The sequence below is a fragment of the Bacillus sp. FJAT-26390 genome (assembly GCF_001682865.1).
In the GTDB taxonomy this organism is placed as follows: Bacteria; Bacillota; Bacilli; order Paenibacillales; family Paenibacillaceae; genus Pristimantibacillus.
Genome location: NZ_MAQX01000035.1, coordinates 1 through 26,928, shown reverse-complemented (window position 1 = coordinate 26,928; position 26,928 = coordinate 1). Strand labels below are relative to the sequence as shown.

General features: G+C 49.5%; 31 protein-coding genes. All 31 read left to right on the top strand.

Annotation, left to right across the window (positions count from 1 at the left end; genetic code table 11):
* Window positions 1-205: 205 nt before the first annotated feature.
* The 31 genes from A7975_RS29340 to A7975_RS29200 all read left to right on the top strand — a co-directional run bounded on the left by A7975_RS29340 (window position 206) and on the right by A7975_RS29200 (window position 26,860).
* A complete protein-coding gene (locus A7975_RS29340; RefSeq protein ID WP_082198535.1) occupies window positions 206-1,270 on the top strand; it encodes a M23 family metallopeptidase in 1,065 nt (354 codons plus the stop codon).
* Between the two features lie 222 nt (window positions 1,271-1,492).
* On the top strand, window positions 1,493-2,722 hold the full coding sequence (locus A7975_RS29335) for an outer membrane lipoprotein-sorting protein (RefSeq protein ID WP_053374316.1): 1,230 nt from the start codon (window positions 1,493-1,495) through the stop codon (window positions 2,720-2,722).
* Between the two features lie 148 nt (window positions 2,723-2,870).
* The gene (gene alr / locus A7975_RS29330; RefSeq protein WP_065387644.1) at window positions 2,871-4,064 is read left to right on the top strand and encodes an alanine racemase; all 1,194 of its coding nucleotides are present in this window, start codon (window positions 2,871-2,873) and stop codon (window positions 4,062-4,064) included.
* Between the two features lie 221 nt (window positions 4,065-4,285).
* Window positions 4,286-4,567: a CopG family ribbon-helix-helix protein gene (locus A7975_RS29325; RefSeq protein ID WP_028609437.1), complete on the top strand. Its 282-nt coding sequence runs from the start codon at window positions 4,286-4,288 to the stop codon at window positions 4,565-4,567.
* A gap of 3 nt (window positions 4,568-4,570) precedes the next feature.
* Entirely contained in the window at window positions 4,571-4,921 is a 351-nt protein-coding gene (locus A7975_RS29320; RefSeq protein WP_028609438.1) for a type II toxin-antitoxin system PemK/MazF family toxin, read from the top strand.
* Between the two features lie 246 nt (window positions 4,922-5,167).
* Entirely contained in the window at window positions 5,168-5,890 is a 723-nt protein-coding gene (locus A7975_RS29315; RefSeq protein WP_053374317.1) for an SAF domain-containing protein, read from the top strand.
* On the top strand, window positions 5,887-6,735 hold the full coding sequence (locus A7975_RS29310; RefSeq protein ID WP_065387499.1) for a CpaE/TadZ family protein: 849 nt from the start codon (window positions 5,887-5,889) through the stop codon (window positions 6,733-6,735). The genes A7975_RS29315 and A7975_RS29310 overlap by 4 nt, the downstream gene beginning before the upstream one ends.
* A complete protein-coding gene (locus A7975_RS29305; protein ID WP_255314606.1) occupies window positions 6,690-8,108 on the top strand; it encodes an ATPase, T2SS/T4P/T4SS family in 1,419 nt (472 codons plus the stop codon). Before A7975_RS29310 ends, A7975_RS29305 begins: the two co-directional genes overlap by 46 nt.
* Entirely contained in the window at window positions 8,101-9,036 is a 936-nt protein-coding gene (locus tag A7975_RS29300) for a type II secretion system F family protein (RefSeq protein WP_065387497.1), read from the top strand. Before A7975_RS29305 ends, A7975_RS29300 begins: the two co-directional genes overlap by 8 nt.
* Window positions 9,037-9,049: 13 nt before the next feature.
* A complete protein-coding gene (locus A7975_RS29295) occupies window positions 9,050-9,940 on the top strand; it encodes a hypothetical protein (protein ID WP_053374320.1) in 891 nt (296 codons plus the stop codon).
* A gap of 34 nt (window positions 9,941-9,974) precedes the next feature.
* On the top strand, window positions 9,975-10,124 hold the full coding sequence (locus A7975_RS34400; protein WP_176707837.1) for a hypothetical protein: 150 nt from the start codon (window positions 9,975-9,977) through the stop codon (window positions 10,122-10,124).
* A gap of 41 nt (window positions 10,125-10,165) precedes the next feature.
* Window positions 10,166-10,312 (top strand): hypothetical protein, encoded by a 147-nt coding sequence (locus tag A7975_RS34395; RefSeq protein WP_157265781.1) that lies wholly within the window; start codon window positions 10,166-10,168, stop codon window positions 10,310-10,312.
* Window positions 10,309-10,734 carry a hypothetical protein gene (locus A7975_RS29290; RefSeq protein WP_065387496.1) on the top strand — a complete coding sequence of 142 codons (426 nt, stop codon included), beginning with the start codon at window positions 10,309-10,311 and terminating at the stop codon, window positions 10,732-10,734. The genes A7975_RS34395 and A7975_RS29290 overlap by 4 nt, the downstream gene beginning before the upstream one ends.
* A 21-nt stretch (window positions 10,735-10,755) precedes the next feature.
* Entirely contained in the window at window positions 10,756-11,241 is a 486-nt protein-coding gene (locus tag A7975_RS29285) for a hypothetical protein (protein WP_065387495.1), read from the top strand.
* A 64-nt stretch (window positions 11,242-11,305) separates the two neighbouring features.
* Complete coding sequence (locus A7975_RS29280; RefSeq protein ID WP_065387643.1) at window positions 11,306-12,526, top strand: M24 family metallopeptidase; 1,221 nt, start codon at window positions 11,306-11,308, stop codon at window positions 12,524-12,526.
* A 24-nt stretch (window positions 12,527-12,550) separates the two neighbouring features.
* Window positions 12,551-13,030, top strand: a complete 480-nt coding sequence (locus A7975_RS29275) for a PH domain-containing protein (protein WP_053374323.1) — start codon at window positions 12,551-12,553, stop codon at window positions 13,028-13,030.
* Window positions 13,023-14,558 (top strand): PH domain-containing protein, encoded by a 1,536-nt coding sequence (locus tag A7975_RS29270; RefSeq protein WP_065387494.1) that lies wholly within the window; start codon window positions 13,023-13,025, stop codon window positions 14,556-14,558. Before A7975_RS29275 ends, A7975_RS29270 begins: the two co-directional genes overlap by 8 nt.
* A 149-nt stretch (window positions 14,559-14,707) precedes the next feature.
* Entirely contained in the window at window positions 14,708-15,241 is a 534-nt protein-coding gene (gene sigY, locus A7975_RS29265; RefSeq protein ID WP_065387493.1) for an RNA polymerase sigma factor SigY, read from the top strand.
* Window positions 15,228-15,566 carry a YxlC family protein gene (locus tag A7975_RS29260; protein WP_065387492.1) on the top strand — a complete coding sequence of 113 codons (339 nt, stop codon included), beginning with the start codon at window positions 15,228-15,230 and terminating at the stop codon, window positions 15,564-15,566. The genes sigY and A7975_RS29260 overlap by 14 nt, the downstream gene beginning before the upstream one ends.
* Window positions 15,554-15,772, top strand: a complete 219-nt coding sequence (locus A7975_RS29255; protein ID WP_065387491.1) for a sigmaY antisigma factor component — start codon at window positions 15,554-15,556, stop codon at window positions 15,770-15,772. The genes A7975_RS29260 and A7975_RS29255 overlap by 13 nt, the downstream gene beginning before the upstream one ends.
* A gap of 39 nt (window positions 15,773-15,811) precedes the next feature.
* Window positions 15,812-16,024, top strand: a complete 213-nt coding sequence (locus tag A7975_RS29250) for a PLD nuclease N-terminal domain-containing protein (RefSeq protein ID WP_053374329.1) — start codon at window positions 15,812-15,814, stop codon at window positions 16,022-16,024.
* A complete protein-coding gene (locus A7975_RS29245; protein ID WP_053374330.1) occupies window positions 16,021-16,971 on the top strand; it encodes an ABC transporter ATP-binding protein in 951 nt (316 codons plus the stop codon). The genes A7975_RS29250 and A7975_RS29245 overlap by 4 nt, the downstream gene beginning before the upstream one ends.
* Window positions 16,968-17,813: an ABC transporter permease gene (locus A7975_RS29240; RefSeq protein ID WP_082198533.1), complete on the top strand. Its 846-nt coding sequence runs from the start codon at window positions 16,968-16,970 to the stop codon at window positions 17,811-17,813. Before A7975_RS29245 ends, A7975_RS29240 begins: the two co-directional genes overlap by 4 nt.
* A 105-nt stretch (window positions 17,814-17,918) precedes the next feature.
* Window positions 17,919-18,302, top strand: a complete 384-nt coding sequence (locus A7975_RS29235) for a hypothetical protein (protein WP_053374332.1) — start codon at window positions 17,919-17,921, stop codon at window positions 18,300-18,302.
* A gap of 164 nt (window positions 18,303-18,466) precedes the next feature.
* Window positions 18,467-18,754 carry an Asp-tRNA(Asn)/Glu-tRNA(Gln) amidotransferase subunit GatC gene (gene gatC / locus A7975_RS29230; RefSeq protein ID WP_053374333.1) on the top strand — a complete coding sequence of 96 codons (288 nt, stop codon included), beginning with the start codon at window positions 18,467-18,469 and terminating at the stop codon, window positions 18,752-18,754.
* A 35-nt stretch (window positions 18,755-18,789) separates the two neighbouring features.
* Window positions 18,790-20,247, top strand: coding sequence for an Asp-tRNA(Asn)/Glu-tRNA(Gln) amidotransferase subunit GatA (gatA, locus tag A7975_RS29225; protein ID WP_065387490.1), 1,458 nt, complete (start codon window positions 18,790-18,792; stop codon window positions 20,245-20,247).
* Between the two features lie 36 nt (window positions 20,248-20,283).
* Window positions 20,284-21,723 (top strand): Asp-tRNA(Asn)/Glu-tRNA(Gln) amidotransferase subunit GatB, encoded by a 1,440-nt coding sequence (gatB, locus tag A7975_RS29220; RefSeq protein WP_053374335.1) that lies wholly within the window; start codon window positions 20,284-20,286, stop codon window positions 21,721-21,723.
* A gap of 146 nt (window positions 21,724-21,869) precedes the next feature.
* Window positions 21,870-22,577, top strand: a complete 708-nt coding sequence (locus tag A7975_RS29215) for an MgtC/SapB family protein (RefSeq protein WP_065387489.1) — start codon at window positions 21,870-21,872, stop codon at window positions 22,575-22,577.
* Window positions 22,559-24,508, top strand: a complete 1,950-nt coding sequence (locus A7975_RS29210) for a DUF4097 family beta strand repeat-containing protein (RefSeq protein ID WP_065387488.1) — start codon at window positions 22,559-22,561, stop codon at window positions 24,506-24,508. Before A7975_RS29215 ends, A7975_RS29210 begins: the two co-directional genes overlap by 19 nt.
* A gap of 75 nt (window positions 24,509-24,583) precedes the next feature.
* Window positions 24,584-25,018, top strand: coding sequence for a peroxide-responsive transcriptional repressor PerR (gene perR / locus A7975_RS29205; RefSeq protein WP_053374338.1), 435 nt, complete (start codon window positions 24,584-24,586; stop codon window positions 25,016-25,018).
* 117 nt (window positions 25,019-25,135) lie between these two features.
* Complete coding sequence (locus A7975_RS29200) at window positions 25,136-26,860, top strand: glycosyl hydrolase family 18 protein (protein WP_141680458.1); 1,725 nt, start codon at window positions 25,136-25,138, stop codon at window positions 26,858-26,860.
* Window positions 26,861-26,928: the final 68 nt, after the last annotated feature.

Sequence of the window (26,928 nt, the reverse complement as noted above, 5' to 3'; positions counted from 1 at the left end):
TTCCCTTCGCCAAAATCATCGTTTATTCCATCATAGCATGAATTTTTTGGCATAAACGAAACGCCGCCTTAACGGAAGCTTAATTCGGTTGCTCACATGCAAGTGGAAAATTAAGGGTGAGGTAATAGAGCGTTTCGCTTGGCATAAGATTCAGTTGTTAAAATAAGCGAGACAAACTGGATTTGAAGGAAGCGGGGAATAAGAAATGAAGAAAGCACGGAGCAGTACGTTTAACGGAGCTATTACGATCAGCAAGACGGTTATGGCAGCAGGCGCGCTTGCAGTTCTGATTACGGCATGTGGAGGGGGAAATAACGCGGTGACAAAAAATGATCCGGCCGGCAGTCCGGCTGTAACCCAGTCTGAAGCAACGGATAATCAAGCTGCGACAGCTCCGCCAGTGGAAGAAGCTTTGAAGCCGGAGGATTTGACTCAAGCCCTGCTTGAAGGCAAATATGAATTGATCTATGAACGAATGAGCAAAGATTTCCAGACGCAATTGTCTAAGGCGGATTTCCTTGCGACTGCAGCCGATTTTACGAAGGGAGTCAAATCCTTTGAGCAGGTTTCTTCCTTGCAGCATAATGGCGGCAAAATGTTAACCTGGGTTAGCGATTCTAAAGCAACCGGCCTTACCGGTGTCTTTGACGGCGAAGGCACGATCTTGGGACTGGAAATCAAGGAGCTTGCCAATTGGCCGGAAACGGATGAGAAAAAGACAAAAATCGTTTACGATTTGCCGCTCCGTGGCGATTGGCTCGTGATCTGGGGCGGAGAGAATGTTCTTATCAACTATCATTATGCGCACGAAAGCCAGCGGTACGCATACGACATCGTAAAGAGCAAGGAGGGGTACTCCTATAAAGGCGATCCATTAAAAAATGAAAGCTATTATGCGTTTGGCGAACCTATACTTGCGCCAGCGGATGGCAAGGTTGTAGCCATCGTGAACGATATTCCGGATAATGAGCCCGTAGGCGTAATGAATGAGAAGGCTCCTGCCGGTAATTCGGTCGTAATTGATCACGGAGGGAATGAATTCAGCACCTTGGCACATATGAAAAAAGGCTCCGTCTCCGTCAAGGTGGGCGACCTGGTCAAGCGGGGGGATGAAATCGGAAAGCTCGGCAATTCGGGCAACTCCAGTGAGGCCCATCTCCATTTTCAGGTGTCTAACGGCGCGAATTTGTTTGAGTCACAGTCGATAAATATTAATTGGAAGGATGGAATCCATCCGGTGCAAGGGGAGACGTTAACGTCCTCCAAGTAGAAAATATTACGAATGGAAAAGATCGGCTACCTTATATGAATCTCTTAAAAAAGTCGCTTAGGAGCGGCTTTTTTTTGTTTGACAGCATCGTTGCCCATCGCCATTTTTGAAAAAAAAGCACCGAGCTTGTCATGCTTGTCAAACTAGTCCGCATATTTGGTCAAGTCCCCTCATAGACATGTTATCAGCCAGTAAAAAACAATGTGCAGAGGGGATGATTACATGCGTCGCATGACATGGACCGCGGCAATATTATTATGTTTTTCATTAGTATTAGCTGCTTGCGGAACGAAGGACGCCGAGTCCGTGGTTAAGGAGCTCGACAAGGTAGTAAACAGCATGGAGAGCTATCAAGGAAGCGGTACGATGACATTGCGGACAGGACAGCAGCCACTTGAGTATAAAGTGGAGGTATCCTACCAAAAGCCGCAATACTATCGGATTAAGCTGACGAATGAAGAGAAGGACATTACACAAATCGTGCTTCGCAATGACGACGGCGTATTCGTACTCACTCCGAAGCTGAATAAAGTGTTCCGCTTCCAAAGCGATTGGCCGCAAAACCAAGGCCAAGTCTACTTGTACCAAACGTTAATTCAAAGCATTCTAGTGGATAATTCACGCCAGTTCGTAATCGATGATAATGCTTACGTGTTTGACGTAATGGCAAATTATAATAACGGCTCCTTGGCCCGCCAAAAAATTTGGCTGAATAAATCGGATTACAAGCCGGTTCAGGTCGAAGTCAGCGACACCAATGCTGCGGTTATGGTTGAAGTGAAATTCGACAAGTTTGATTTTGGGCCAAAATTTGATAAGGCTGTATTCGAGACGGAAGCGAATATGAATGCTGCTCCTTCCAGCCAATCAACAGAAGAGCCGACCATGACTTTGCCTGATGGCGATGGCAATAATGCAGGATCGGGCAATGCAACAAACAACACGGATGGCAATGCAAGCGTTAATGCAAACGAAGATGGGGCAGCACCTGACAACAGCGGCAATCAGACAGAAGAAGACAGCGCCGTAACTGGCGATGATCAAACGAATGGAAGCGGCAATGCGACCGAGGAAGGCGACGATGCTGCGACCGGAGCAAAACCGGATGCAACTGCCGATTTTGCGGCGATGACGCCTACGTATACACCTGACGGCGTAACGCAGCAAGACTTGGTTGACATCGTATTTGGCGGCAATCCGGGTCTAATGACTCGCTTCACAGGCGACTATAGCTACACGCTCATTCAAACGGAGCCAAAAGATCAAGCGGCATCGTATGTGCCGGGTCTGCTCGTAGATCTGGGCTTCACGATGGGTCAGCTCAGCGGCGATGAGCAGCAAACGCTCACTTGGACCTACGAAGGCCATCAATTCAGGCTGACAAGCGCGAATCTGCCTGAATCTGAAATGATTAAGGTCGCGCAATCGGTACAGGGTGAAATCGGGAAATAAAGCGGGAAAACAGCCGAATTTCCAAGACGTACTAGCCATTTCCGGGGTTCGTTTCATTGACAGTCGCAGCAGCAACGTATAACATTATTGCTATTGATGTTTGCTGCTCGGACTGTTATGGCTGCCAGATGAGGAGAAGGTGAAAGGCTTGGATTCGTTTTATCGCCCTACTAGGGTTGAACTGTCATTAGATGCATTACGACATAACTTACAGGCTTTCCGCGATGCGATTCCGGAGGGATGCAAGCTACTTGCTTCGGTCAAAGCGAATGCTTACGGGCATGGCGCGGTGGAAGTGGCGCGTGAAGCGGAACGCTTTGGCGTAGATTATTTTGGAGTCGCTTTTCTTGATGAAGCTTTGCAATTACGGAATGCAGGCATCCAAACCCCGATTCTCGTGTTAGGTTTCGTGGCTGCGGATGCCTTGTCTGTTGCAAGAGAGCACAATGTGACGATCAGTTTGTTTAGAGATGACATTTTGGAGGCAGCCGCCAAGCTGCCCGCTGATAGCAGCGGACGCAAGCTTAAGGTGCATATCAAGATCGATTCCGGCATGGGACGGCTTGGCGTGATCGGAAAGGACGCAGCAATATCCTTTATCGAGAAAGCTTTGCAAGTACCGCAGCTTGAGATCGAAGGGATGTTTACGCATTACGCCCGCGCAGATGAGACTGACAAAAACTATACGAAGCTGCAATACGACCGTTTTCGTGAAGTAGCTGAATATGTGGAACGGCAGGGTCTGCCTATCCCGATTATTCATGCGGCAAACAGCGCAGCGGGCATAGACACACCCTATTATGCAGGAGACATGCTGCGGCTAGGTATCAGTATGTACGGTTTATTGCCGTCTGACGAGGTTAACCAGAAGCGTATTGAGCTTGAGCCTGTCATGGCGCTCAAAACAGAAGTCGTGATGGCCAAAACAGCACCAGCGGGCTGGGGAATCAGCTACGGCACGCGTTATGTAACAGAAGGAGAAGAGCGTATCGGAACGCTTCCGATAGGGTATGCTGACGGCTTCAGCCGAATGCTCTCAGGCAAGGCGCATGCCTTAGTTCGCGGCGTGAAAGTACCGGTGCTTGGCACCATTTGTATGGACCAATGCATGATAGCGCTTGATCCTGCTGTTACGGAAGCGGCACCATTGCCGGTTGAGCCGGGCGAAGAGGTTGTGCTTATTGGCCGCCAGGGTGATTCGTTTATTACAGTGGAAGACATGGCAGAGCAGCTTGGTACGATTAATTATGAGGTTATTTGCATGCTTGCCGGACGATTGCCTCGCGTATACGTCAGCGGAGGCCAAATAATGGCAACTCATAACTCCTTATCACTGATTTAAATCAAATTAGCAAAATCTTCATTTTGCATTATTTCGTAAAAGAAGAGGATTTTCGCCAAATCCCACGAATGTAGTAAGGTAGATCATCTATAAGGACTATACATGAAAACATACAGCATATTTGATATACGGCGATCATAGATATGTTGAAGTATAGCGACGGCAATATATTGTCATAATGAGTATTATGGTTTTGGAAAAGTTTTGGGGGTGCGAGTTCGGTGGCCAATGTACAAAATACCAAAAGAATCATGATTAGCCTGCCAGATCATTTGCTGGAAGAGGTTGACGGGATTGTTGCTAAGGAAAACTCCAACCGCAGCGAATTTATTCGGCAAGCCATGAAGCTGTATTTGGTGGAGCGCAAAAAACGTCAAATTCGAGAATCCATGCAGCGCGGGTATATGGAAATGGCGAAAATAAACCTGAACATGGCCTCGGAAGCTTTTCAAGCGGAGGAAGAAGCAGATCATACGTTAGGCCGTCTCGTTAGCGGGGTGTAGAGGTTGATTGTAAAACGCGGAGATGTGTTTTTTGCGGATTTATCGCCAGTCGTCGGATCGGAGCAGGGCGGTGTTCGCCCCGTACTGGTCATTCAGAATGATATTGGTAATCGCTTCAGCCCTACGGTCATCGTAGCTGCGATCACCGCTCAAATTCAAAAGGCTAAGCTGCCTACTCACGTTGAGATGGATGCGGCAGCCCATGGATTTGATCGTGATTCCGTTGTGCTTCTTGAGCAAATTCGAACGATTGATAAGCAGCGCCTCACCGACAAAATTACGCATTTGGATGACGAAACGATGCGTAAGGTTGACGATGCTTTGTTGATTAGCGTTGGATTAATTGATTTTTAGTAAAATGGAAGCTATTTGGCGTCTTGAAGAGGGTTCCTCTTGCCGAATGGCTTTTTTTGTCGGCTTTCGTTGAAAATTGATAAAATAAGGAAAAAAATGATAGACAAATGAAAGTTCAATTTGCTATTATGAACTCAAATACGTATAGCTAACCTTATATATGAGCTTTATTATGCGAAGAACGCACGCGGTACGCCTTAGATGGCTGCTGGTGCGTTCTTTTTTTATGCTCAGAGAGGAGTGGAGATGAAGAGGAGACGGAATGCGATTATTAGCATTACGGCCGCCGTATTATCGGCAAGTCTGGTTTATGGCATGTATGAGCTGCAGCGGATTCAAATCAAGAAGGAGGAGACGGTCGCCGTTCTTGTTCCGAAACGGTTTATCGGAGCGGGCGAGCGACTGAAGGAAAGCGACCTGGAGTATCGAATGGTGCCGCAGGCTGCTTTTGTCTCCGATATGGTCAACAAGCTGGAGCTAGCTGTCGGCAAGGAGACCGCAATCCCATTAGGCAAGGGAGAGCCGCTATTGCTTTGGAAGGTCAACGATTTTTATTTGCAGCCCAAGCGAACCGAATCGACCTTTCAAATTCCGAAGGAATATATCCGCTCGATATCAAACGGAATTAGAGCGGGTGACAAGGTGCTGCTATATGCATCGGGAGAGAACTCGCCCTCTATGCGGCTTTTCCCAGAAGCGGTTACGGTAGCTTCGGTAAAGACATCGGGCAATGTGGAAATCGACAATATGGACAATCCGAATTTATTTTCGCTGGCCGAGGGCAACAAGGAGCAAATGTATGCTTCTAGGCGAGAAGCTAACGGGATGATCGATTACTTAAACGTTAATTTGTCGGAGGAGCAATGGCTGAAGCTGGATAGCGTATGCAAGAGCGGCGAGTTGAAGCTGGTCGTTGCTTACAGCCCTTTGTCGCTTGATCTGTTAACTGGCGGGGAGGATGAATCGTGAGCGAAGCTTTGGCGCCTATAGCCGTTTTTATTGGTACAACGCCCAATATTGGAACGACGACAGCGGCGTTTGCAGCAGCTTACCGGATAGCGGAAGCAAGCGGCAAGCCAATCGGCTATTTATGCCTCAATCTCAAAAGCGCGAAGATCCATCGCTATATAGGCGTTGATGAGCCGCTCGTTACGCTGGATAAGCTTCGTCCGGAGCTGCGCTCGCTCACGCTGACGCCGGATAAGCTGCGCAGAGCTGCTTACCCTGTGCCCGGCCAGTCTAATCTGCAGGTGCTGTTCGGCAATCTCATGAGGGATCAAGCCGAGTATTTCACGCCGGAGGAAGCGGAGCATCTGCTTACGATCGCTGAGCAGGCGTTCTCGCTTATTGTTTTGGACGTAGGCGCTTATTGGGACAATGCGGCTACCATATGCTCGCTGCGCAGAGCGGGATCGCGAATTCTCGTTACCACACCGGCCTTGTCGCATTTTCAAGAGGACGGCAAGCGCTGGATAGGCCAGGTATCCCCGTTATTCGGGGTTGCGCCTCGGCAATACGAATCAGTCCTCATCAATAGTCCCTGGAGAAATGGAGGTTATCAGATGAAGCATATTTGCAAGGAGCTTGGAACGTCTGCGCTTGGCCAGATTCAATTGAGCGAGCCGGTTTTCAGCCAATTGGACAACGGTACCTATGCGCAGTGGCTGAAGGAGGATGAGGAAGGGAAGCAAACGATGCGGGAGCCGGCTCATGCGATTATGAAGCGGCACGGCATTCGGGGGATGTCGTCATCGAGATCGGTTCAGCCGTGGTATCGGAAGCTGCTTGCGCATCGCAGCGGTACAAGCTCGTGACGGCGCAGCAAAACCGTTTTTCACCCTCGGAGTTTGCTGCGCAAATGCAATCGGAGAAGCTGAGCAGCGAAGCGGCGGCATCGGAGGTTCCCTATCTGAGCGCGGATGCGCAAGGCGAGTTCGCCAAGCTTGCAGACGATATCAGAGCCTATTTAAGCGCTCCTCATGGGCTAGGCGAGGAGGAACGCAGGCAATACAGCGAGACGCTGAATCGTGCCGTGCTTGGTTACCCGCAGGAGCGTGAGCAGGTGCTCGCAGTCATTACAGACCGCTTGATAAGGCTGCGGATCCACGGGGCCGTAAATGTGCAGCATCCTTTTCAATCGCTTGCTGAAGCATTGTTTGCAGAAGTAATCGGCCTAAGCGTGCTAGAGCTCGTGCTAGCCGACAAGGAGGGACTAGAGGAAATACAAGTTGTTGGTGAGCGGATCTTCATCGTGAAGAATGGATTAACGACGCCGTCTCCTTTCCGATTTGACAACATTCGTGAAGTAGAGCGCATCCAGCAAAATTTGGTTCTCTACAATAATGATCGCATCAATCCGCGAAAGCGATGGGCCGAGGTCATGCTGCAAGACGGTTCAAGGGTGACGATGACCGGTTTTGGCTTTACGGCGAGCCCAACCTTGACGATCCGCTTCTACACCGTGCGCAGCTTTAGCTTGGCGACGCTGTGCATGCCTGCTTATCGGACGATGAACGATCGGGTGCAGCGGTTGCTCAGAGCGATTCTGGCTGCAAGGCTCAACCTTGTCATCATTGGGCCAACCAATTCAGGCAAAACCAATCTGATGAAGGCGATGATCGCGGAGCTTCCGGACGAGGAGCGGATCATTACGATCGAAGGCCGATTCGAGATGATGCTCGGACGTGATTTTCCAAGTAAAAATATAGTGGAATACATGGCGGATGAAGAGGATTCCTATCATCGCTCAGACCAGGCGTTTAAGCTCGCGCTCAGGCAGTCGCCGCAGCGAATCATCCATGCCGAAATACGCGACGTGGACGCGAATATATACGTTCGTGCCTGCACGCGCGGCCATTCTGGAAGCATGACGACTGTCCATGCCAACAGGCTTGAGGATGTGCCGGAGGCGATTGCGGATATGTGCATGCTCGATGGAAGGGGAATGAATGCCGAGCGCCTCTCCAAACGAATAACACAATATGTAACAGAGATAGGCATTGAAATGAGCTATCTTGGCGGACGGCGGGTAATCAGCAGGATTGGCGAGCTATGCTGGGAGGCTGGGCAAATCTTCGTGAGAGACTGGGTACGGTTCGACGAGGCGAAGGATGATTGGCTGTTCCCTTCTCCCCCATCGCCAAGAGCGAAGCTGGCAACCAATAATGGGGGTGATACGGATGAATAAACTTTCGACAGCAGCGGCGGCATTTTTATTGTTTTGTTTGTTTTTTATCGCTTTGTACAACCTGTTTTTAATTTGGTCGAGGGAGCAGCAGCTCAGAAGCAAGCTGTCATACCAAGCCGGTAGAGACTGGCGGAAGCTGCTGATTGCACGGTTTAAACGGCTGGAATGGCTTCAGCAGCATTTGGCTGAACGATTAGAAACGCTCCAATTGAAGATGACGCCGCTTGCCTTTGCTTATCTATCCGGCTTGATGTTGCTTACAGGAATCGCGTCAGGCGGTGTTTTTTTTCAAAGCGTAAAAGGTACTTTAATATTCGGCGGCGTGCTGGGCGCCTTGCCTTATACGGTTTTGATGACGATGCTCATCCATCGACGGATGCAGACGCAAATGGATTTTTTGCCTGCGGTTGAGCTTTTTTATCAGTGCTACCTCGTGACGGGCGAGCGGCAGATCCGGATCGCGCTGCAGCGTACGGTGGAGGAGAGAAGATTGCTTGGACCGATGCAATCGGTATTTGAGCAGCTTTATCGCAACCTGTCCGTTCGAGGCGACGATGAGGCGAGTCTGAGACTGCTTGCCGCATCGCTAGGCCATGTTTGGGCGGACTATTTCGTTAATATTTTGCGAGTGGCGCTTGTAGAGGGTGTGCCCGTCACAGACAGCTTGAAGGAGCTTCTGATCGATATGCGCAAGGCGAGACGCGCGAATGAGCAGGAACGGAATCGATTGCTGGAAATACGCGTCGCGAACTTCTCGCCGCTGCTGTTCCTCGCTTTATTTATCGGAATCAACCTTCGTTATAACAAGGATAACTCCTACTATTACTACATCGTTGATGCCGAGGGACGAGATATGCTGCTGAATGCGATGGTACTCATTTTTGCTTCGTTTCTGATGGGGCTATGGCTCTCGCGCAAAAAGATGTGAAAGGAGAAAGCAAATGCCGCTTTGGACAGAGCATATGGTTCGCCTCGTTTTGATGATAGGCCAGTATGTATTCGGGGCAGCGGCGATTTATGCGATGCTGCAGCTTTTGCCGCAGCGGCCAGCCCGGTGGAAGCATCTGGCCGTATTGAGCTGGCGAACGAAGGAAGCGCCGGCAAAATGGCTTAAGCTGCTTCGCATATCGAGGCAGCATTCCTCTTTCATGGAAAGAGAGCTGCTGCTCGCGGGCTGCGGAGTAACGGCGGACGCCGCGTGGTACGTGATCGCGAGGCGGCTTTTGCTGCTTGCTGCCCAAGGGCTCATTCTTTTTGCCGCCGTATGGCATGAACAAATAAATGCATTTGTCCCCATGACCTACATCGTTCCAGGCTTGTTGCTTGCCATGCTGTTCTTATCTATCGACCTCGTGTGGCTGCGATCCATTCATAAGCTGCGCGCCCTTCAGGTGACCAAAGAAATATTTTCAGTGAGCAAGCAGCTGCTTTACCTGTCCGATTCCTCGCTGCATCTCCATGCAAAGCTGCTGCGCTGCATCCCTTTTACGAAAACGATGCGCCATGAGTTGGAGCAGCTTCTTGCCGAATGGTATCACGATGCAGGCGAAGCGCTGCAGCGATTCAAGCAAAGGCTCGGAACGGATGAAGGCTTAAGCTTTGTAGAAACGCTAGACGCACTGCGCCTGCATGAGAGTCCGCAATACTATGAGCTGCTGCGCGTACGGATTGAGGATTACAAGCAAAAAATCGATTTAGCTAAGGAAAGCCGTAAGGAATCAACCTCTTATTTCTTGTTTATTATCGCAGGCATCCCGATTTTGTACACCTTTCAGGTGTTTATTTATCCGTGGGTGAGAGAGGGGCAGAAGCTGTTTCAGTCCCTTAGTTAACGAATGGTGATGGCATACGAAAGGAGGTGGTAGCATGCGCAATATTTTGATGACGGTCATGATGCTTGTTGTCGTTATTGTTCTATTCAATACAATCATCGCCCAGGACACGACAGGAACTAGAAGCCAAATTACGTCGCAAGGCACTTCGGCTAATACGCGTATCAGCGAGCTTCTCCCATAGGCTGGGGACTTGTAGTTGCAAATGTGCGGAGGTGTCCATATATGCGGGGAATACTCGTATCGATGCTGCTGCTTATTACCGTCATTCTTCTTTATCAATCGGTCGCAGAGGGCGACGGCGGGATGAAGCAGCAGATCGATGGAGCGGGCGGCTCAATCAGCGACCACATAAGAGGAATAGACCCATGAAGCAAATTTTAATTTTTGTCTTGTTTGCAGCGCTATTATGCTGGATTATGTTCTCTCCTATTTACAAGCATGTTTTCATCGTCAGGCAAGCCGTTCTGCAGCAGGAGGTCGATTATTTACTGGAAATCGGAGCAAGCGGAAATTATGGCTACATCAGCGAGCAAATGCAAGAGCAGTCCAGGCAGCGTCTAGCCCGATTTGGCATGCGGGCTGACGACATCGCCTTTGAGCTTGCTGCAACTAGCGGGCTAGCCGCTTCCGATCCGAATGCACCATTAATTCGGGGAACAGGCATTTCGCTAACGATTAGCTATCCGTATGAGAATTTATTTGAAATTGACCGATTAATTGGTTTGACGCCGCCAATGCCAGATGAGCGGATGCGGGCATTTGGAATGAAAATGAGCGAATATGTGCCATGATAGAAGGAAGCGGGTGAATCGATGTACAAGCTGCTGCTTATCGTAGTGATGATGACGGTATGGATTTCGATTCATCTGCTGCAAGTGGAGGAGGAGCTTGCCATGAAAGCTTTATTTCAAGGCAAGCATGCGGTTAATCGAGCTGCGCATGCGGCAGCGCAGCAGCTTGATCCGGCAGCGCTTAGCGAAGGCTTGTTAAGGCTGGAGCCTGATGCGGCGGCAAATGCAGCGGCTTTATATTTGCAGGAGAACCTAAAGCTGGACGCAGGAGGCGTCCCTTTGCCGGAATCATTTTTGAAGGAGCGCGTATATGTTGCCGTATTTAAAATCGTGAATGCGGATCAAACTTTTCCTTATGCTTATCGAAATGATGCCTATAACTATGAGGTCACGCTGAAGCGGCCGGGCGTCATTATGATCGTACATATCGCTTATCCGCGTGCCTTTCGTGTTTTGGACGCAATTGAATGGAATATAAAGGGGGCTGCCGAGCTCGTTGCAGGTTGACGGGAAACTGGATAATTGATGTAATAAGGGGAGGGAACTTATTTAGGAGCTGATTATTGATATGATGGACATACTTCCGGACATTCCTGCCGAGCTTATCAAGCAGAGAATCCGTTCTTTACAGATAGCGATGAAGGCAGAGCAAATCGATGCTTTTTTGCTCACTCAAAATGTTGATCTTTACTATTTAAGCGGGTCTATGCAAAATGGATATTTGTTCGTTCCAAGCACGGGCGAGCCTACCTTTTACGTTCGGCGCAGCGTATCGCGCGCGAGACAGGAGACAGTTGTTCAGGTGGCAGAGCTTGGTGCTTTTCGTCTTTTTGGAGAAACGCTGGCGCAGAACTATCCGTATTTGTTTGTTAAAGGATCTGAGCTGCGAATAGCAGCCGATCTGGATGTGCTTCCTGCGCAGCTTTACATAAAGCTCTCCGAGCTACTTGGCAAGGCGGGCCGCTGCGAGCTGATAGACGGCTCAGCCATCATTCGCACGCTGCGCATGATTAAAGCGCCTTGGGAGGTAAGCCGGATTGAAGCGGCTGCAGAGGTTGTAGCAGAAGCGCTGAACGAGGCATTAGACGAATTGAAGGAAGGCATCTCCGAGCTAGAGTGGATGGCGCGCGTGGAGTATGAGCTTCGCAAGCGCGGGCATATCGGCTTAATGCGAATGCGAGGCTACAATCAAGAGATTACGACCGGCATGGTCATTTCGGGAGCAGCGGCGGCGATTCCATCTTATTTTGACGGACCGGCAGGCGGCCTTGGTCTTGGAGCTTCGTCTCCGCAAAGCGTTAGCAGGTCGATTATTAAGCGTAACGAGCCTATTCTAATCGATATCGGCTGTTGTGTAGACGGATATGTCATCGATCAGACTCGTACGGCCGTGATTGGCGAGCTATCGGAAACGCTTCAGCATGCATATGAGGTATCGGAAGCCGTTATTGGCGCGGCAGAGCGGCTCATGGTTCCCGGCACGCTTTGTTCAAAGCTGTACGAGGACGCATTAGCTAGATGCGCTGCTGCGCAGTTATCGGATCATTTTATGGGATTCGGCGCGGATCAAGCCAAGTTTTTAGGACATGGCATAGGACTTGAAATCGATGAATGGCCGGTGCTTGCCAGGGGCTTTCAGACGCCGCTGGCGGCGGGCATGGTCATTGCCGTAGAGCCAAAATTCACTTTTCCAGGTCAGGGCGTCGTTGGCATTGAGAACAGCTACTTCATTTCGGAGCAAGGTGCCAAAGCGCTCACAAAAACGAAGGCGGAGCTTATTGTTTTGCCTTAGACCAATGAAAGGGGGATCGATCAAATGGATCGGGAGTTGACCAAACGGCTTCACCGTGATTACATAACCGTTTATCGCATTACTGAGCTCATTACAAACGGCATATTTCTGGCTCTAATCATCGCCTATTTTACGATGGCGATCATTTGGGATTGGACGCTTGTCCCCGGCTGGATCGCTCTATTCATTTTTATCGTTACAGCGATACTTTTTACCTGGACATTTCCTCAAATGATGACGACAAGATTTCGATACGAGCTGTTTGATGATGAGATTGAAATACAAACTGGCCTTATCTTCATAAAAAATGTACTCGTTCCAATGGTTCGAGTACAGCATGTCGAGCTTGAAAGCGGGCCGCTCATGCGCAAATACGATCTGGCCAGCGTATCGATTGTAACTGCTGCTACCACGCATCAAATTAAGGGCTTAAAACAGAGCGAGGCGCAGCAGTTGAAACGGCAAATCGGGATATTGGCTAAGGTGGATGATAAGGATGAGTGAGCGCCGTACGCTTCATCCCATTTACATTTTATTCGGGCTGCTGAATACGATTAAGGGGTTCATTCCCGTTATATTGATTGGTTTAGTTAGAGGCAAGGATTGGAGCGGTCTTGCATGGTATTGGTATGCAGGCGCTTCCGCGCTGGCAGCGGTCATACTCGTGTTCAGCTATTTGGAGTGGCGGCGTTTTGGCTTTTGGCTGGAAGAGGACCGGATCATCATCCGCAAGGGCTGGATGTTCCGGGACGAGAAGACGATCTATTATGGACGCATCCATTCTGTAAATGTGGAGCAGCCTTTTATCCAACGGATACTTAGAGTAGCGCAGGTTAAGATCGAGACGCCTGGCGGCAACAAGAAGGCGGACGGCATTTTGCCGGCACTCTCCCTAGAAGCGGCGAATGACATCCAGCAAATACTGAGAAGGCAAGCTTCGTCTAAAGCCCAGCCTGCTGACGCTGCAGCGCTTGTAAACGCTGTACCGGAAAGCGTGTCAGCAGAGCAGCAGCTGATTGTCAAAATGAACGACAAGCCGCTCACGCAGGCGGCTCCAGCTGAACCAAGCAGGAAAATGCCTGCCATTACGCTAAATGCAACACAGCTGATTCAAGCGGCAGCGACCTCGATGAACTTTGGACTAGTTGCGGCGTTTATGGTCGGTTTGTTTTCTTTGGCGGATGATCTCGTCAATGTGCTTCTGCCAGACCATTTTTTCGAGAACGTCGTTAAAGATTCAGCTAGCTTAATGACAAACTTTATTCTTATCTTTGTTTTGATCGTAGCCGGAATTGGCTTCGCATGGCTGCTTTCAATCGTATTGTATGTTTTAAAATACAGCGGCTTCTCAGTAAAGAAGGATGGCAGACAAATTTCAGTCTCCTACGGGCTGCTGGAGAAAAAAACGTTCGTATTTGATCCCAAAAAGGTGCAGGCTGTCGTCATCAAGGAAGGATTGCTTCGCCAAGCCTTTGGTTATGCTGAAATACAGCTTCAGATCGTGTCGTCGGACAAGAAAGAGCAGCTAATGCTGCATCCTTTTCTCAAACGCTCTGCGATTCAGCAGGTGCTGAACGATTTTGTTCCGCAGGTAAAGCTTCCTCCCAATGCTCATATAACGGGCGCTCCGAAGCGCGCGCTGCTATACTACGTTAGAATAGAGCTTCTGTTTACTTTGCTCGTATGCGCCGCGTTCATTCTATTTTTTAAAGCTGGCGGTTTATGGTCGCTGCTGCTCGTGCCTATCGTTCTATGGTGGAGAAAAAGCAGTTATAACGCGGCAGGCGTTAAGCTGGACGAGGGCCAATTGACGCTTCGCAATCGGTTTGTTTCGAGAACCACTTATCTGATTCGGCGTCCTCAGATTCAAACGATGCGGGTGAACCGTACGATTGGGCAGCAGCGCAAGAAGCTGCTAACGCTTTCGGTACGTACGATGGGAAGCCCGTTTGATTACAGCGTAAAGTGTCTTGACCGCAAGGATGTTGAACCCGTATGGCATTGGTACAGCCGCAGTCAACGCAAGACATAAAATAAATGATGCCTATAAACAGCTGCTGAAGAGCTTGCCGCTTCCGCAGTTGTTTTTTTTATAAAAAAAACTTTCTGACCAGAGTGAACGAAATGAAACCATTAAACGTCATAGCTATAACCGGTTGAACAAAAGGAGGTTACGCGCTCGTGCATGACGAGACGGGACTGATTAAACAAGCAGTTCGCGGCGATTCGCGAGCGCTCTCTGAACTGCTGAGACAGCATTATTCTTTTTTATATCAATACGTGTTAAAGGTTACGATGAACAAAACCCGTGCGGAGGATATTACGCAGGAGACGATGCTGAAGGCAATTGAGAAAATAGCGACTTTTCAATATAAAGCTAGATTTTCGACATGGCTCATTACGATTGCTTCGAGACTCGTCGTCGACCGCATTCGTCGCAATGAGCTGGAGAAAAATTGGATCCAGTCGGAGCAGTCGATGCATGCTATACGTTTTGAAACGTTGCAGCGCGGGGATGATTGGCCGGCAGCGCTTCAAGCGTTAGGCGAGTTAAGCAGCGATATCCGAATACCGGTGCTGCTCAAGTATTATTACGGCTATGCGCAGGAGGAGATCTCCACCATGCTGGACATTCCCGTAGGAACGGTAAAATCAAGGCTGCATAATGGTTTGAAGCAGCTGCGGAAGGAGCTAACGGAGCATGAAGAAGCCTAAAGAGGAAGATTACGATCAGCAGTGGTTCGACGATCAGTTTAAAGAAGCGGTGAACCGTTTTGACGCCACTCATGCACCGAACGTTCCCGATCTGCAGCAGTTCGAAGCATTCGTAGAGGGGCGTAAGCAAGAGATGAAGCGGGGGTTATGGAAGGAACTCCTCTTGTTCTGGCTGACGGGCTGCCTTGTTTTAGGCTTGATGCTGTGGATGCTGGACCGGAGCTGGGTCTGGTTTGCCGTCCTTCAAACTCTCATTGCAGCAGGCGGCATCGGATTTGTCAGCATCACATTTGGCCGAAGGAAGGTACGGACATGGAGGAGCTAAAGGTTTTACCCATTTGGGCTTGGATACTGCTCGCCGCTGTGCTGATCGCGCAATCGACTTGGTTATTTATTGACGCTCGAAAAAGGGACAGCATGCCTTGGCTTTGGGGCATCTGGGGTTTAATCCAAACGCCGATGCCGTTTGTGTTTTATTTCATATTTGTGAGAAGCGGCTGGTTCCGCCGCAACAGGAACAAGGACAAGTAGCAGCTAGGCTGCCTTTAAATAAGTAGGGAGGTCATTTGGATGAAGTATGATCAAATCGAACTATCGCAAATCTTGCCTATCGTTGCGCCTATTATCGTTATCCAGTTGATATTGATGGTGATCGCATTGATCTTATGCATGAAAGCCGAGAGCACGCGCGGGCCTAAGTGGATGTGGGCGCTCATTATTATATTTGGGAATATTATTGGACCGATTGCTTTCTTTATAGCAGGAAGGAGGAACGAGCGATGAGCACACTGCTTAAGGTGAAAGGCTTAACCCAGACATTCGGTGCGGTAAAAGCGGTAGCAGGCATCGATTTCTCGATAACCGAAGGCCACTGCGTTGCGCTGCTTGGACCTAACGGCGCAGGGAAGACAACGACGATTCGGATGATTACGGGCTTGCTTAAGCCGACAGCGGGACAACTCGAATTTCAGGGATCGGCTCAAGGGATTAATCATCGGGCGCTTATCGGCTATCTTCCGCAAGCCCCATCCTTCTATCCATGGATGACGGGAATCGAATACGTCATTTATGCGGGAAGATTATGCGGCCTTAGCGCCGCAACCGCAAAAACACGCGCGAAGGAGCTTTTAGAGCGGGTTGGAATTTCTGGCGCCGCCAAGAGACGGATCGGCTCCTATTCAGGAGGCATGAAGCAGCGTCTTGGCCTTGCTCAAGCGCTTGTGCATCAGCCTCGGCTGCTTGTTATGGATGAGCCGGTATCGGCGTTGGATCCGCTTGGCCGCAGGGAGGTGCTTGAGCTTCTACGAGAGCTGAAGCAGGAAACGACGGTGCTGTTCTCCACGCATGTGCTGCATGATGCGGAGGAGCTATGCGATGATGTCATCATTATTCGAAATGGGCAGGTGGCGCTGCAAGGGGAAATTGAGACAATCCGCAAGGACCATCGCCAACCGGTCATTGAGCTCCAGCTTGAGCGTGACTCGAAGTCTGAGAGCTGGCTAAACTCTTATATGGCGCGCATTCTTCCAAAGGGGAGTGCTGAAGGCAAGGCTAGCTTATTTCAGTCTGTCCAGCTGGAGAATGGGATCGCACGCTTCACCGTTAACGAAGTGGATGCAGCAAGGCGCAGCTTGTTGGAGGAGCTGACCAGAGAGCAGGTTAAGGTAAGCAGATTGGAAGTCGGCCATACGACACTAGAGGATTTATTTATGAAAGTGGTGACCCAATGAGTACGAAGGCGCTAGGACATGTTCATCGCGGAACGATGGAGCGGGCTTATTCATCCCATTTCACCCGTTTTACCGTCATGGTTCAGAAGGAGCTGCTGGAGCTGGTTCGAAGCTACAAGCTGCTTTGGGTACCGCTTGTTTTTATATTGCTTGGCATCATGCAGCCAGTGTCAACTTATTTTATGCCGATCATATTAGAGAAAGCCGGCAGCCTGCCGGAAGGAACGGTTATTGAAATTCCGATGCCGAACGGTTCTGAAGTGCTTGCTCAAACGCTCCAGCAATTCGGCACGCTAGGCGTTCTTGTTATTGTACTCGTCTGCATGGGCACGGTGTCGGGTGAGCGCAATAGCGGTACAGCTTCGCTCATCCTTGTGAAGCCGGTTTCCGTGCTCTCCTTTATAAGCTCCAAATGGACGGCGATGCTGCTCCTTACTTGGGGCGCTTTGACTCTGGGCTATTTTGCTGCCTGGTATTATACAGCACTTTTATTTGATGAAGTTTCTTTCTCCAAAATGATCGGCAGCTTGCTCATATTCGGCTTATGGCTGTCGTTTCTGGTTACGCTCACGATTCTCTTCAGCGCGTTGCTGCGCAGTCCGGCAGCGGCGGCTTTCACGGCGCTTGGCGGCGCGGTTGCGCTTACGCTGCTGGCAAGCCTTTTCCCAGAGCAGCTCGGGTGGAGTCCGGGCGCGCTGAGCGGCTTTGCTTATGCATCGGTGTCCTCAGGGATAGTAAATGTTAGTCGATTCGGTTTGGCGGTAACGCTGACCATTATCGGGATTGCAGCCGCTGTTGCCTTATCCGCATGGGTGCTTCGCAGAAGCTCGGCAGTCGAATAAAAGGAAGGCAACTCTATCAACTCATTCTTCGATTGGACACCGCTATTATTTTTTAGTAGGATAGTAGTGAAAGAATCAGCGGCGAAGAAACAGGAGTTGAGGACGATGCTACAATTAGGCACAAAGGTCGTCATAGTGGCTGACCAATATGAACAAAACCTTCCCATCGGAGAACATGGTTATATAATAGCTTACGACCGCAATGCGGATAATGTATTTGATTATGTGCTGAGAGTCCCATCGGCTAATCGGAACTTCCTTATTCCTGATGAAGACGTGGAGCTTGAAGAGGTGCTTATTCAGGATGAGGTTGACCGCATCGAGCGGGAGGCGCTAATCGATTTTGCGCTTGCGACTCATAATGAGGAATTGTTTAAACGCATTATGAATGGCGAGAACGAGATCGAGCCAGAACCGGAAAATACGGGCAAGGAACCGCTTAGCCCAGCGGACTTTATTCGTCAGGTTAATCTAAAAGCTTGGATTTAAGCAGCAAAAGACCAAACCGGACTGTTCTGTATGTCAGCGTGCTGACAAACGGATCAGTCTTTTTTTGCGCAAAAAGAGGAACTTGCCGTTTACATTGATGTTCGCCCTAATTGTGAGATATAATAGGAAGAATGATTACAGGAATAGGAAAGGAAGAATACCTGATGAGCATTACGCCCAAGGATGTAGAGCATGTCGCCAGACTGGCGCGGTTAGAGCTTTCCGATTCGGAGAAGGATCAGTTTACGGAGCAGCTCAATGCTATTTTGAAATATGCGGAAAAGCTTGATGGCTTAGACACGGAAAATGTCGAGCCGACCAGCCATGTGCTGCCTATTACGAACGTTATGCGTGCGGATGAGAAACGCCCGTCGCTGCCGATCGAAAAGGTGCTGCTCAATGCGCCTGATGAAGAGGATGGACAATTTAAAGTACCTGCGGTGCTTGAATAATACGAATGGGTTTTATATGAAGGGAGGAACTACTGTTGGCACTGTTTGATTTGCGCCTGCAGGATGTACATAACAAGCTTAACAATAAGGAACTGTCTGTTTCTGAGCTGGTTAGCGCATCATATGCGAGAATTGCAGAGACCGAGCCTGCTATCCAGGCTTTTATTACATTGAATGAAGAGAATGCGCGCTTGCAGGCTTCCGAGCTGGACAAGCAATTGCAAGAGGGCGGCGAACGTGGTTTGCTGTTTGGCTTGCCGGCGGGTGTGAAGGACAATATTGTGACGGAAGGGCTGCTTACGACTTGCGCGAGCCAATTTCTAAGCAATCACAATCCAATTTATGACGCTACGGTCGTAAGTAAACTTAAAGCGGCTCAATCGGTTACGATTGGCAAGCTGAATATGGATGAATTCGCTATGGGCGGCTCGAACGAGAACTCAAGCTACTATCCAACACGCAATCCTTGGAATACGGATTATGTGCCTGGCGGCTCAAGCGGCGGCTCCGCGGCGTCTGTTGCTGCGGGTCAAGTGTACTTCTCCCTTGGTTCCGACACAGGCGGATCGATTCGTCAGCCGGCAGCGTATTGCGGAATCGTGGGCTTGAAGCCGACGTACGGACTTGTTTCGCGCTTTGGCCTAGTCGCATTCGCGTCATCCCTTGACCAGATCGGCCCGCTTACCAAAAACGTAGAAGATTCCGCTTACGTGCTGCAAGCTATTGCAGGCTACGATGCAGGCGATTCGACATCTGCAAACGTGGAAATTCCGGACTATACGTCAGCATTGACTGGCGATGTTAAAGGGCTGCGCATCGGCGTTCCTAAGGAATACCTCGGAGCGGGTATTGACCCTCGCGTTAAAGAAGCGGTGCTCAAAGCATTGTCGGTATATGAATCGCTTGGCGCGACATGGGAAGAGGTTTCGCTTCCGCATACGGATTATGCGATCGCTACCTATTACCTGCTCGCTTCCTCGGAAGCTTCATCGAACTTGGCCCGTTTTGACGGCGTACGCTACGGCGTTCGTGCGGACAACCCGGCCAATTTGATCGATTTGTACAAAAAGTCTCGCAGCGAGGGCTTTGGCCCCGAAGTGAAACGCCGGATTATGCTTGGTACGTATGCGCTTAGCTCCGGATACTATGATGCTTATTACTTAAAAGCACAGAAGGTGCGGACACTGATCAAGCAAGATTTTGACCAAGTGTTTAGCCAATATGATCTAATCATCGGGCCTACGGCTCCGACACCGGCGTTCCGTATTGGAGAGCAGGTTGGCGATCCGTTAACGATGTATTTAAACGATATTTGTACGATACCGGTAAGCTTGGCGGGCGTTCCTGCTATAAGCGTGCCGTGCGGTACGGCTGACGGCTTGCCGATCGGCTTGCAAATTATCGGGAAGGCGTTCGACGAATCGACGGTGCTGCGCGCCGCTCATGCGTTCGAGCAGCACACGGAGCATCATAAACAACGTCCGCAGCTATAAGCGGTCATATATACGTTTACGAAGGGATCGATACGAATGTCTGAACCGAACAAATACGAGACGGTTGTCGGGCTGGAAGTCCATGTGGAGCTGCATACGAATAGTAAAATCTTTTGCGGCTGCTCTACGGCTTTCGGCGCGCCGCCGAATACCCATACCTGTCCAGTATGTCTTGGACATCCCGGCGTTTTGCCGGTATTGAACCGCCAAGCGGTTGAATACGCGATGAAAGCGGCTATGGCGCTTAACTGCCAAATTGCCGACATCAGCAAGTTTGACCGTAAAAACTATTTCTACCCGGATTCGCCGAAAGCATACCAAATTTCGCAATTCGATCAACCGATCGGCGAGCATGGCTGGATCGAAATCGAAGTGAACGGCGAAGTGAAGCGAATCGGCATCACTAGGCTTCATCTTGAAGAGGATGCGGGCAAGCTTACGCACGTTGACGGCGGATATGCATCGCTAGTCGATTTCAACCGTGTCGGTACGCCGCTTATCGAGATCGTATCCGAGCCGGATATTCGCACGCCTGAGGAAGCGAAAGCTTACTTGGAGAAAATCAAAGCGATCATGCAGTATTGCGATGTGTCTGACGTGAAGATGGAAGAGGGAAGCTTGCGCTGCGATGCCAACATAAGCCTCCGTCCTTACGGACAGAAGGAATTCGGAACGCGTGCCGAGCTCAAAAACATGAACTCCTTCCGCGGCGTACAGCGCGGCCTTGAGTACGAGCAATTCCGCCAAGCTGAAATTCTCGATTCCGGTGGCGAAGTTATCCAAGAGACTCGTCGCTTCGACGATGCGCTTGGCAAATCGTTCTCCATGCGCGGCAAGGAAGAAGCACATGATTATCGCTACTTCCCGGACCCGGATCTTGTATCGCTGCACATCAGCGAAGAATGGAAGCAGAGCATCCGTGCTACGATTCCAGAGCTGCCGGACGCTCGCAAAGCGAGATATACAAACGACTACAGCTTGCCTTCTTACGATGCTGAGGTTATTACTTCATCCAAGAAGCTTGCGGATTTCTTCGAGGAAAGCCTTTCTTACACGAAGGATGCCAAAACCGTTTCAAACTGGATCATGGGCGATCTCCTAGGCTACCTGAATGCGAACGGCCAGGAAATTTCCGATGTAAAAATAACTGGACAAGGTCTTGGCGAGATGATCGGCTTGCTTGAGAAAGGCACGATCAACGGAAAAATCGCCAAAACCGTATTCAAAGCTATGCTGGAATCGGGCAAGCTGCCGCAGCAGATCGTTGAGGAGCAAGGGCTCGTTCAAATTAGCGATGAAGGCGCGATTCAAGCGATAGTGAATCAGATCGTAGAAGCGAATCCGCAATCGGTTGAAGATTACAGAGCCGGCAAAGAAAAAGCGATTGGCTTCCTCGTTGGACAGATTATGAAGGAATCCAAAGGGAAAGCAAATCCTGCGCTTGTAAATAAGCTGCTTGTTGAGCGCTTGAAATAATTGCAGTCGCATGCAAAGACGCGGTTCATCGTGAAGATGAGCCGCGTTTTTCTTTTTGGCCGACGCCAAGGACAGGAGACCTGTATGTTCTAGCAGCCGCATACAATTATGTTACAATAGCTAGTATAGAAAGGTCGGGATCTTCTATGGCAAATGAACTTCATAATCCCTGGTACATTAGTGAGCTGCACATTTTATTAAGACTGCTCCTTGCCCTGCTGCTAGGCGGCCTTGTCGGATTTGAGCGCGAGCAGTCGAATCATGCGGCAGGACTCCGGACTAACATATTGGTTTGTTTGGGCTCATGCCTGCTCATGCTGCTATCCATGTATGGTTTTGCTTCATTTGTAGATGAGCCGAACGTTAGAGTTGACCCTGCGCGTCTTGCCGCTGCGGTAATTACCGGCATTGGTTTCCTTGGCGCTGGTACGATATTATTTACGGGCAAATCAATCACAGGCTTAACGACCGCGGCGTCCTTATGGGTCGTATCCGCGATCGGGCTTGCTGTCGGAGCCGGCTTCTATTTTGCGTCCGCTACGGCAACGATAATGGTTTTAGTTACACTATGGGCGTTTAATAAGTTAGAGAAAAGGTATATTAGCGCGAAAAAGGAGCATTTGCTCAAAATAAAAGCCAACAATTTATCTCAAGCTTTACTCGATATCAATGGATTGCTGACTGACCAGAAAATCGTCATTCGAAAAATGCTCTTGGAGGAGTGCGAGGACGAGGGGGATGTCGGACAGATTATGCTTCAGATCTACATTACATTGCCAAAATCAGAAAAACTGCTTATGCTGCTTGATAAAATAAAGCATTTGGAGGGTGTACGTTGGGTCAGCTCAGAATAAATCGGACTAAAAACAGACTGCTCACCGTAATGCTCGCCTTCGCATTGCCAGGCGCTGGCCATATGTATACGGGGCAGCACCCAAAGGGTTTGCTGTTAATTACCGCCTTTCTGCTGGATCTGACAGCGATCGTTAGACTAGCGGATTCAGATGGCGGCAGACATTTGCTATTAATTGTTTATTTGGGCATTATGCTTCCTGTTTTTTATTTCATAAGCGTCTTTGATTCCTTGCAAAGTACGGAAGCGGAGGATCATAGCCCCGTCGCATTAAATCGCACGCTTGGCTTTATTATTTTGGCAGCGGGGGCTATTATGCTTATTTTGGTAAAGCCTCCGCATGCCATCTTGCCATGGATGAATGAGCTTGCGGAGCTTTGCGTAGGTCCCATTATAATTATTGCAGCGATCATCTTGCAGCTGCGTTCGCGGAAAGGATCGGTATCTATGTTTAAGCTAGGTCGTTTTACGGCAGCGGTGCTTGTCCTGACTGTTGGGGCGCTGCTGCTGTGGGATCAAATCCAAGGGAAAAATGATATTTCGCTACTTGGACAATGGTGGCCGGTCATATTTATATTATTAGGCGTTGAAGTGATCTTATTCAGCGTGAAATTTAAAGGAGCGGAAAAGAAGCTGAGGCTCGACGTTGCAGGAGGAATGATTGCGTTAGTCATTACGCTCACTGCTTATGTGGTTACCCAATACGCTGACATTCCTTTTCGCTGGCTGGATCAATTCAATGTCGATCTGAACGGAACGGCGGATTACGGTGAAGAGAAGGGCTTTCGTTATGACAAAGCAATCATTAAGGTGCCGCTCGATGAAGCAGCTTCTCTTATACGCATCGTAAATCCGAATGGACAAGTAACGGTTCGTTCGGGCGACGTGCAGGAAATTGAGCTTTTGACAGCGGTATGGGTTGATTTAACCGACAAGACGGAAGCGGACGCCATAGCGGAGCAATCGACGGTAAAAATTAATCCAGGCACGGAGGTGACGCTTGAAGCAAAGGGGCAATCATACGGGGCAAACGGAAGCAGAAAGCCTAGAATGAATATGGTCATCACGGTGCCGATGTCGTTGTCGGATCAGTTCAAAGCGGAAGATGTGCCTTCGGATACGCCCGTGCCTTTGGACTCTGAACAGCCTATTGACGGAGCTGACGCTGTGCAATCAGAAATGCCGTTGACTTCTGGAACCGCGCTGGATGCAAGTTTGGAGCTGGCAACGGGGGCTCCGGGCAATACAGGCATTAATCCAACGGATGAGCCGGAACAAACGCCAGAAATACCGGAAGATACGCAAGAGGAGCAGCCGGTTTTGAAAATGAAGGTCGAATCAGATAACGGTCCTGTTGAAGTAAAAGCATTGGCGCTGCCGGGAGGTCTCGATATTCGGAGCAGCAGCGGGATTATTACCGTCAGCAACATTAATGGGTCGGTTTCCGTCAAAGGAAATAACGGCGATATCCATATCAGCAGCATAACCGGAGACAGCAGCATTGAGACGAAGAACGGCACGATCGCGGCTGAGGCGATTCAGGGCAAGCTGTTTGCGAATACGTTAAACGGCAGCTTGGAAATTAAGCAGATCGATGGAGACATTCAAGCGGAAACCAAAAACGGTAAAATCAAAATGGACGGTGCCGGTGCTTCTGTGAAAGCAGACACCCTAAATGGCAGCATCGAGCTAAGCAGTGCTACGGTTGGCGGCGTCTGGGATTTGGACAGCTCCGTTGGCGAAGTGAAGCTAGCCATGCCGCAGGACGGAGATTTCACCGTTTACGGATCGGTAACTTTCGGTAATATTACGACCGAGCTTCCGCTAGAGGTAAGTAAGAAAACGATAAGAGGCACAATAGGCGAGGGCACTTTCCGGATCCAGATAAATGCAACGAACAGCATAACGATTAAACAGTTTGGGCTCTCCTAAAAAGGCGCTTTCATTGACAAACTCTTAAAATAGAACGTACAATAGTTGTAACTACTTAGGAAAGGCGTGAGGGGAATGGGAGCCAGCGTTAACTTAGCACTGGAGCAACTGAAGATGAATGGCGTCCGAATGACCCCGCAACGTCACGCCATATTAAGCTACTTGATGGACTCGATGTCTCATCCGACTGCAGATGAAATTTATAAAGCGCTCTCTCCAACATACCCGAGCATGAGCGTAGCTACCATATATAACAATCTGCGTTTATTTGTAGAAGCTGGATTAGTGCGTGAGCTGACATATGGCGATGATTCTAGCCGTTTTGATTCGGATTTATCCGATCATTACCATGCCATTTGCAAAAATTGCGGTTCTATCGTCGACTTTGATTATCCGCCGCTGCTTGAAGTAGAGCGTGCAGCGTCACGAGTGACGGGCTTCGTGGTTGAGGGGCACCGGATGGAAATATACGGCGTTTGCTCGACATGTAATACCACATCAGCGAAATAAATGGCGTTAAGCCTATAAGAACGTGCCGGGAAGCGACTTAACGCTAATCAGCACGTTTTTTATTATCATGAACGATTGCAGACAAGCATTGAACAGGAGAGTGAGCATTTGGAAACGATGTACAACCGAGCGCCCCGCCGAAGAGGCAACCGGGGATTTCGGGGACTCATGTTTTTATTTATTGCAGCGATGGCAGCCGTTTTTTGCTGGTACGGCTATATGCGTTTTATTCCGAATAATGAAAAGGTTGAACCGCCCTATCAGTCGGAGCATCCGATCATCATACATGGGATAGAGGCAAAGCAAGGAGCCATTATCGAAAATAATGAAGTAAAGCTTCCGCTCGCCGCGCTTCAGCAAGTGCTGGGAGAGGACAAGCCTATCCGGTACGAGCCGGATTCCGGCTCTATTATTTTGACAACAGCAAATAAAGTGCTTCATCTAAAGACCGATTCTTTAACGGCAACGATTAACCGGAAGCCGTACAATTTGACGATTGCCGCAGAAACCTCTAATGAAACGGTATATATACCTGCAGAGCCATTGAAGGAACTTTACGGCTTACAGGTGGAATTTGATCAGCAAACAGGCATCGTAACGCTGCTGTCTGCAGGGGACACCGTTCAATTAGCGGAGGTTACGCCGAAAAAAGGGACAGCCATCCGAACCGAGCCGACTATTCGAGCTCCATATATAAATAAGCTGCCGGCGGCGCAGACGGTTAGAATTTGGGAGGAGCAGTCCGGCTGGCTTCTTGTCCAAAGCAGCGACGGATTGACGGGCTTCATTAACAAAAAAGACGTAAAGCTAACGGCGATCGACCAAATGCCTGAAGCGAAGAAGGAGCCGGCATTTATAGCCTGGAAGGTGCTCGGCAACAAAATCAACATGACGTGGGAAGCCGTGTACGAACGAAAAATCGACACGACTAAAATTAGCCCTATGCCGGGCGTAAACGTCGTTAGTCCAACCTGGTTTGCACTTGCAGACGACAAAGGGACAATTAAAGGCAAGGCCGACCCCGCGTATGTAAAATGGGCGCATGATCAAGGGATGCAGATTTGGGCGCTTTTCAGCAATGATTTTGAGCCGGATCGTACGACGAAGGCTTTGGCAAGTGCAGAGACGCGGTTCTCGATGATCCAGCAGCTGATCGGATTTGCTGAAGTATATGGCTTGCAAGGGATCAATCTTGATTTCGAAAATGTTCATACGTCCGATAAAGCAAACTTCGTGCAGTTTGTTCGTGAGCTAACACCTCTCCTGCATGAACAGGGTTTGGTTGTATCGGTGGATGTAACGCCAAAATCGAATAGCGAGATGTGGTCGCTGTTTCTTGACCGCCCAGCATTAGGCGGAATTGTCGACTATATGATGGTAATGGCGTATGACGAGCATTGGGCGGCTAGCCCGAAATCCGGTTCGGTCGCATCCTTGCCTTGGACGGAGAGCTCGCTTCTGCGTATTATGCAGGAGGACGGCGTTCCTGCCCGGAAGCTTATGCTCAGCATGCCGCTCTATACCCGGATCTGGACAGAGAAGAAAGGCGAGGATGGGAAGATAGATGTCTCATCAAAAGCGGTAGGCATGGAGCGGATCAAGGAAATAATAAGCACGAAGAAGCTAAAGCCAGTGTTTGACGCTGCGGCAGGTCAAAATTATGTGGAGTATACGGAAGATGGAGCACGCAAGCGAATTTGGATTGAGGATGAAGTATCGTTGAAGGCACGGGTCGCATTAGCGCGCAAATATGACTTAGCCGGCGTTGCGACATGGCAGCGTGCGTTCCAAACGCCAGCCATCTGGAAAACCATTGATGATGCTATAAAATTGAAGCCATAATACATGAATAATAAACAAAGAAAAGCCCTCTTCGCATGAGTGATCATTGGTCAAGACCCCATATAGCG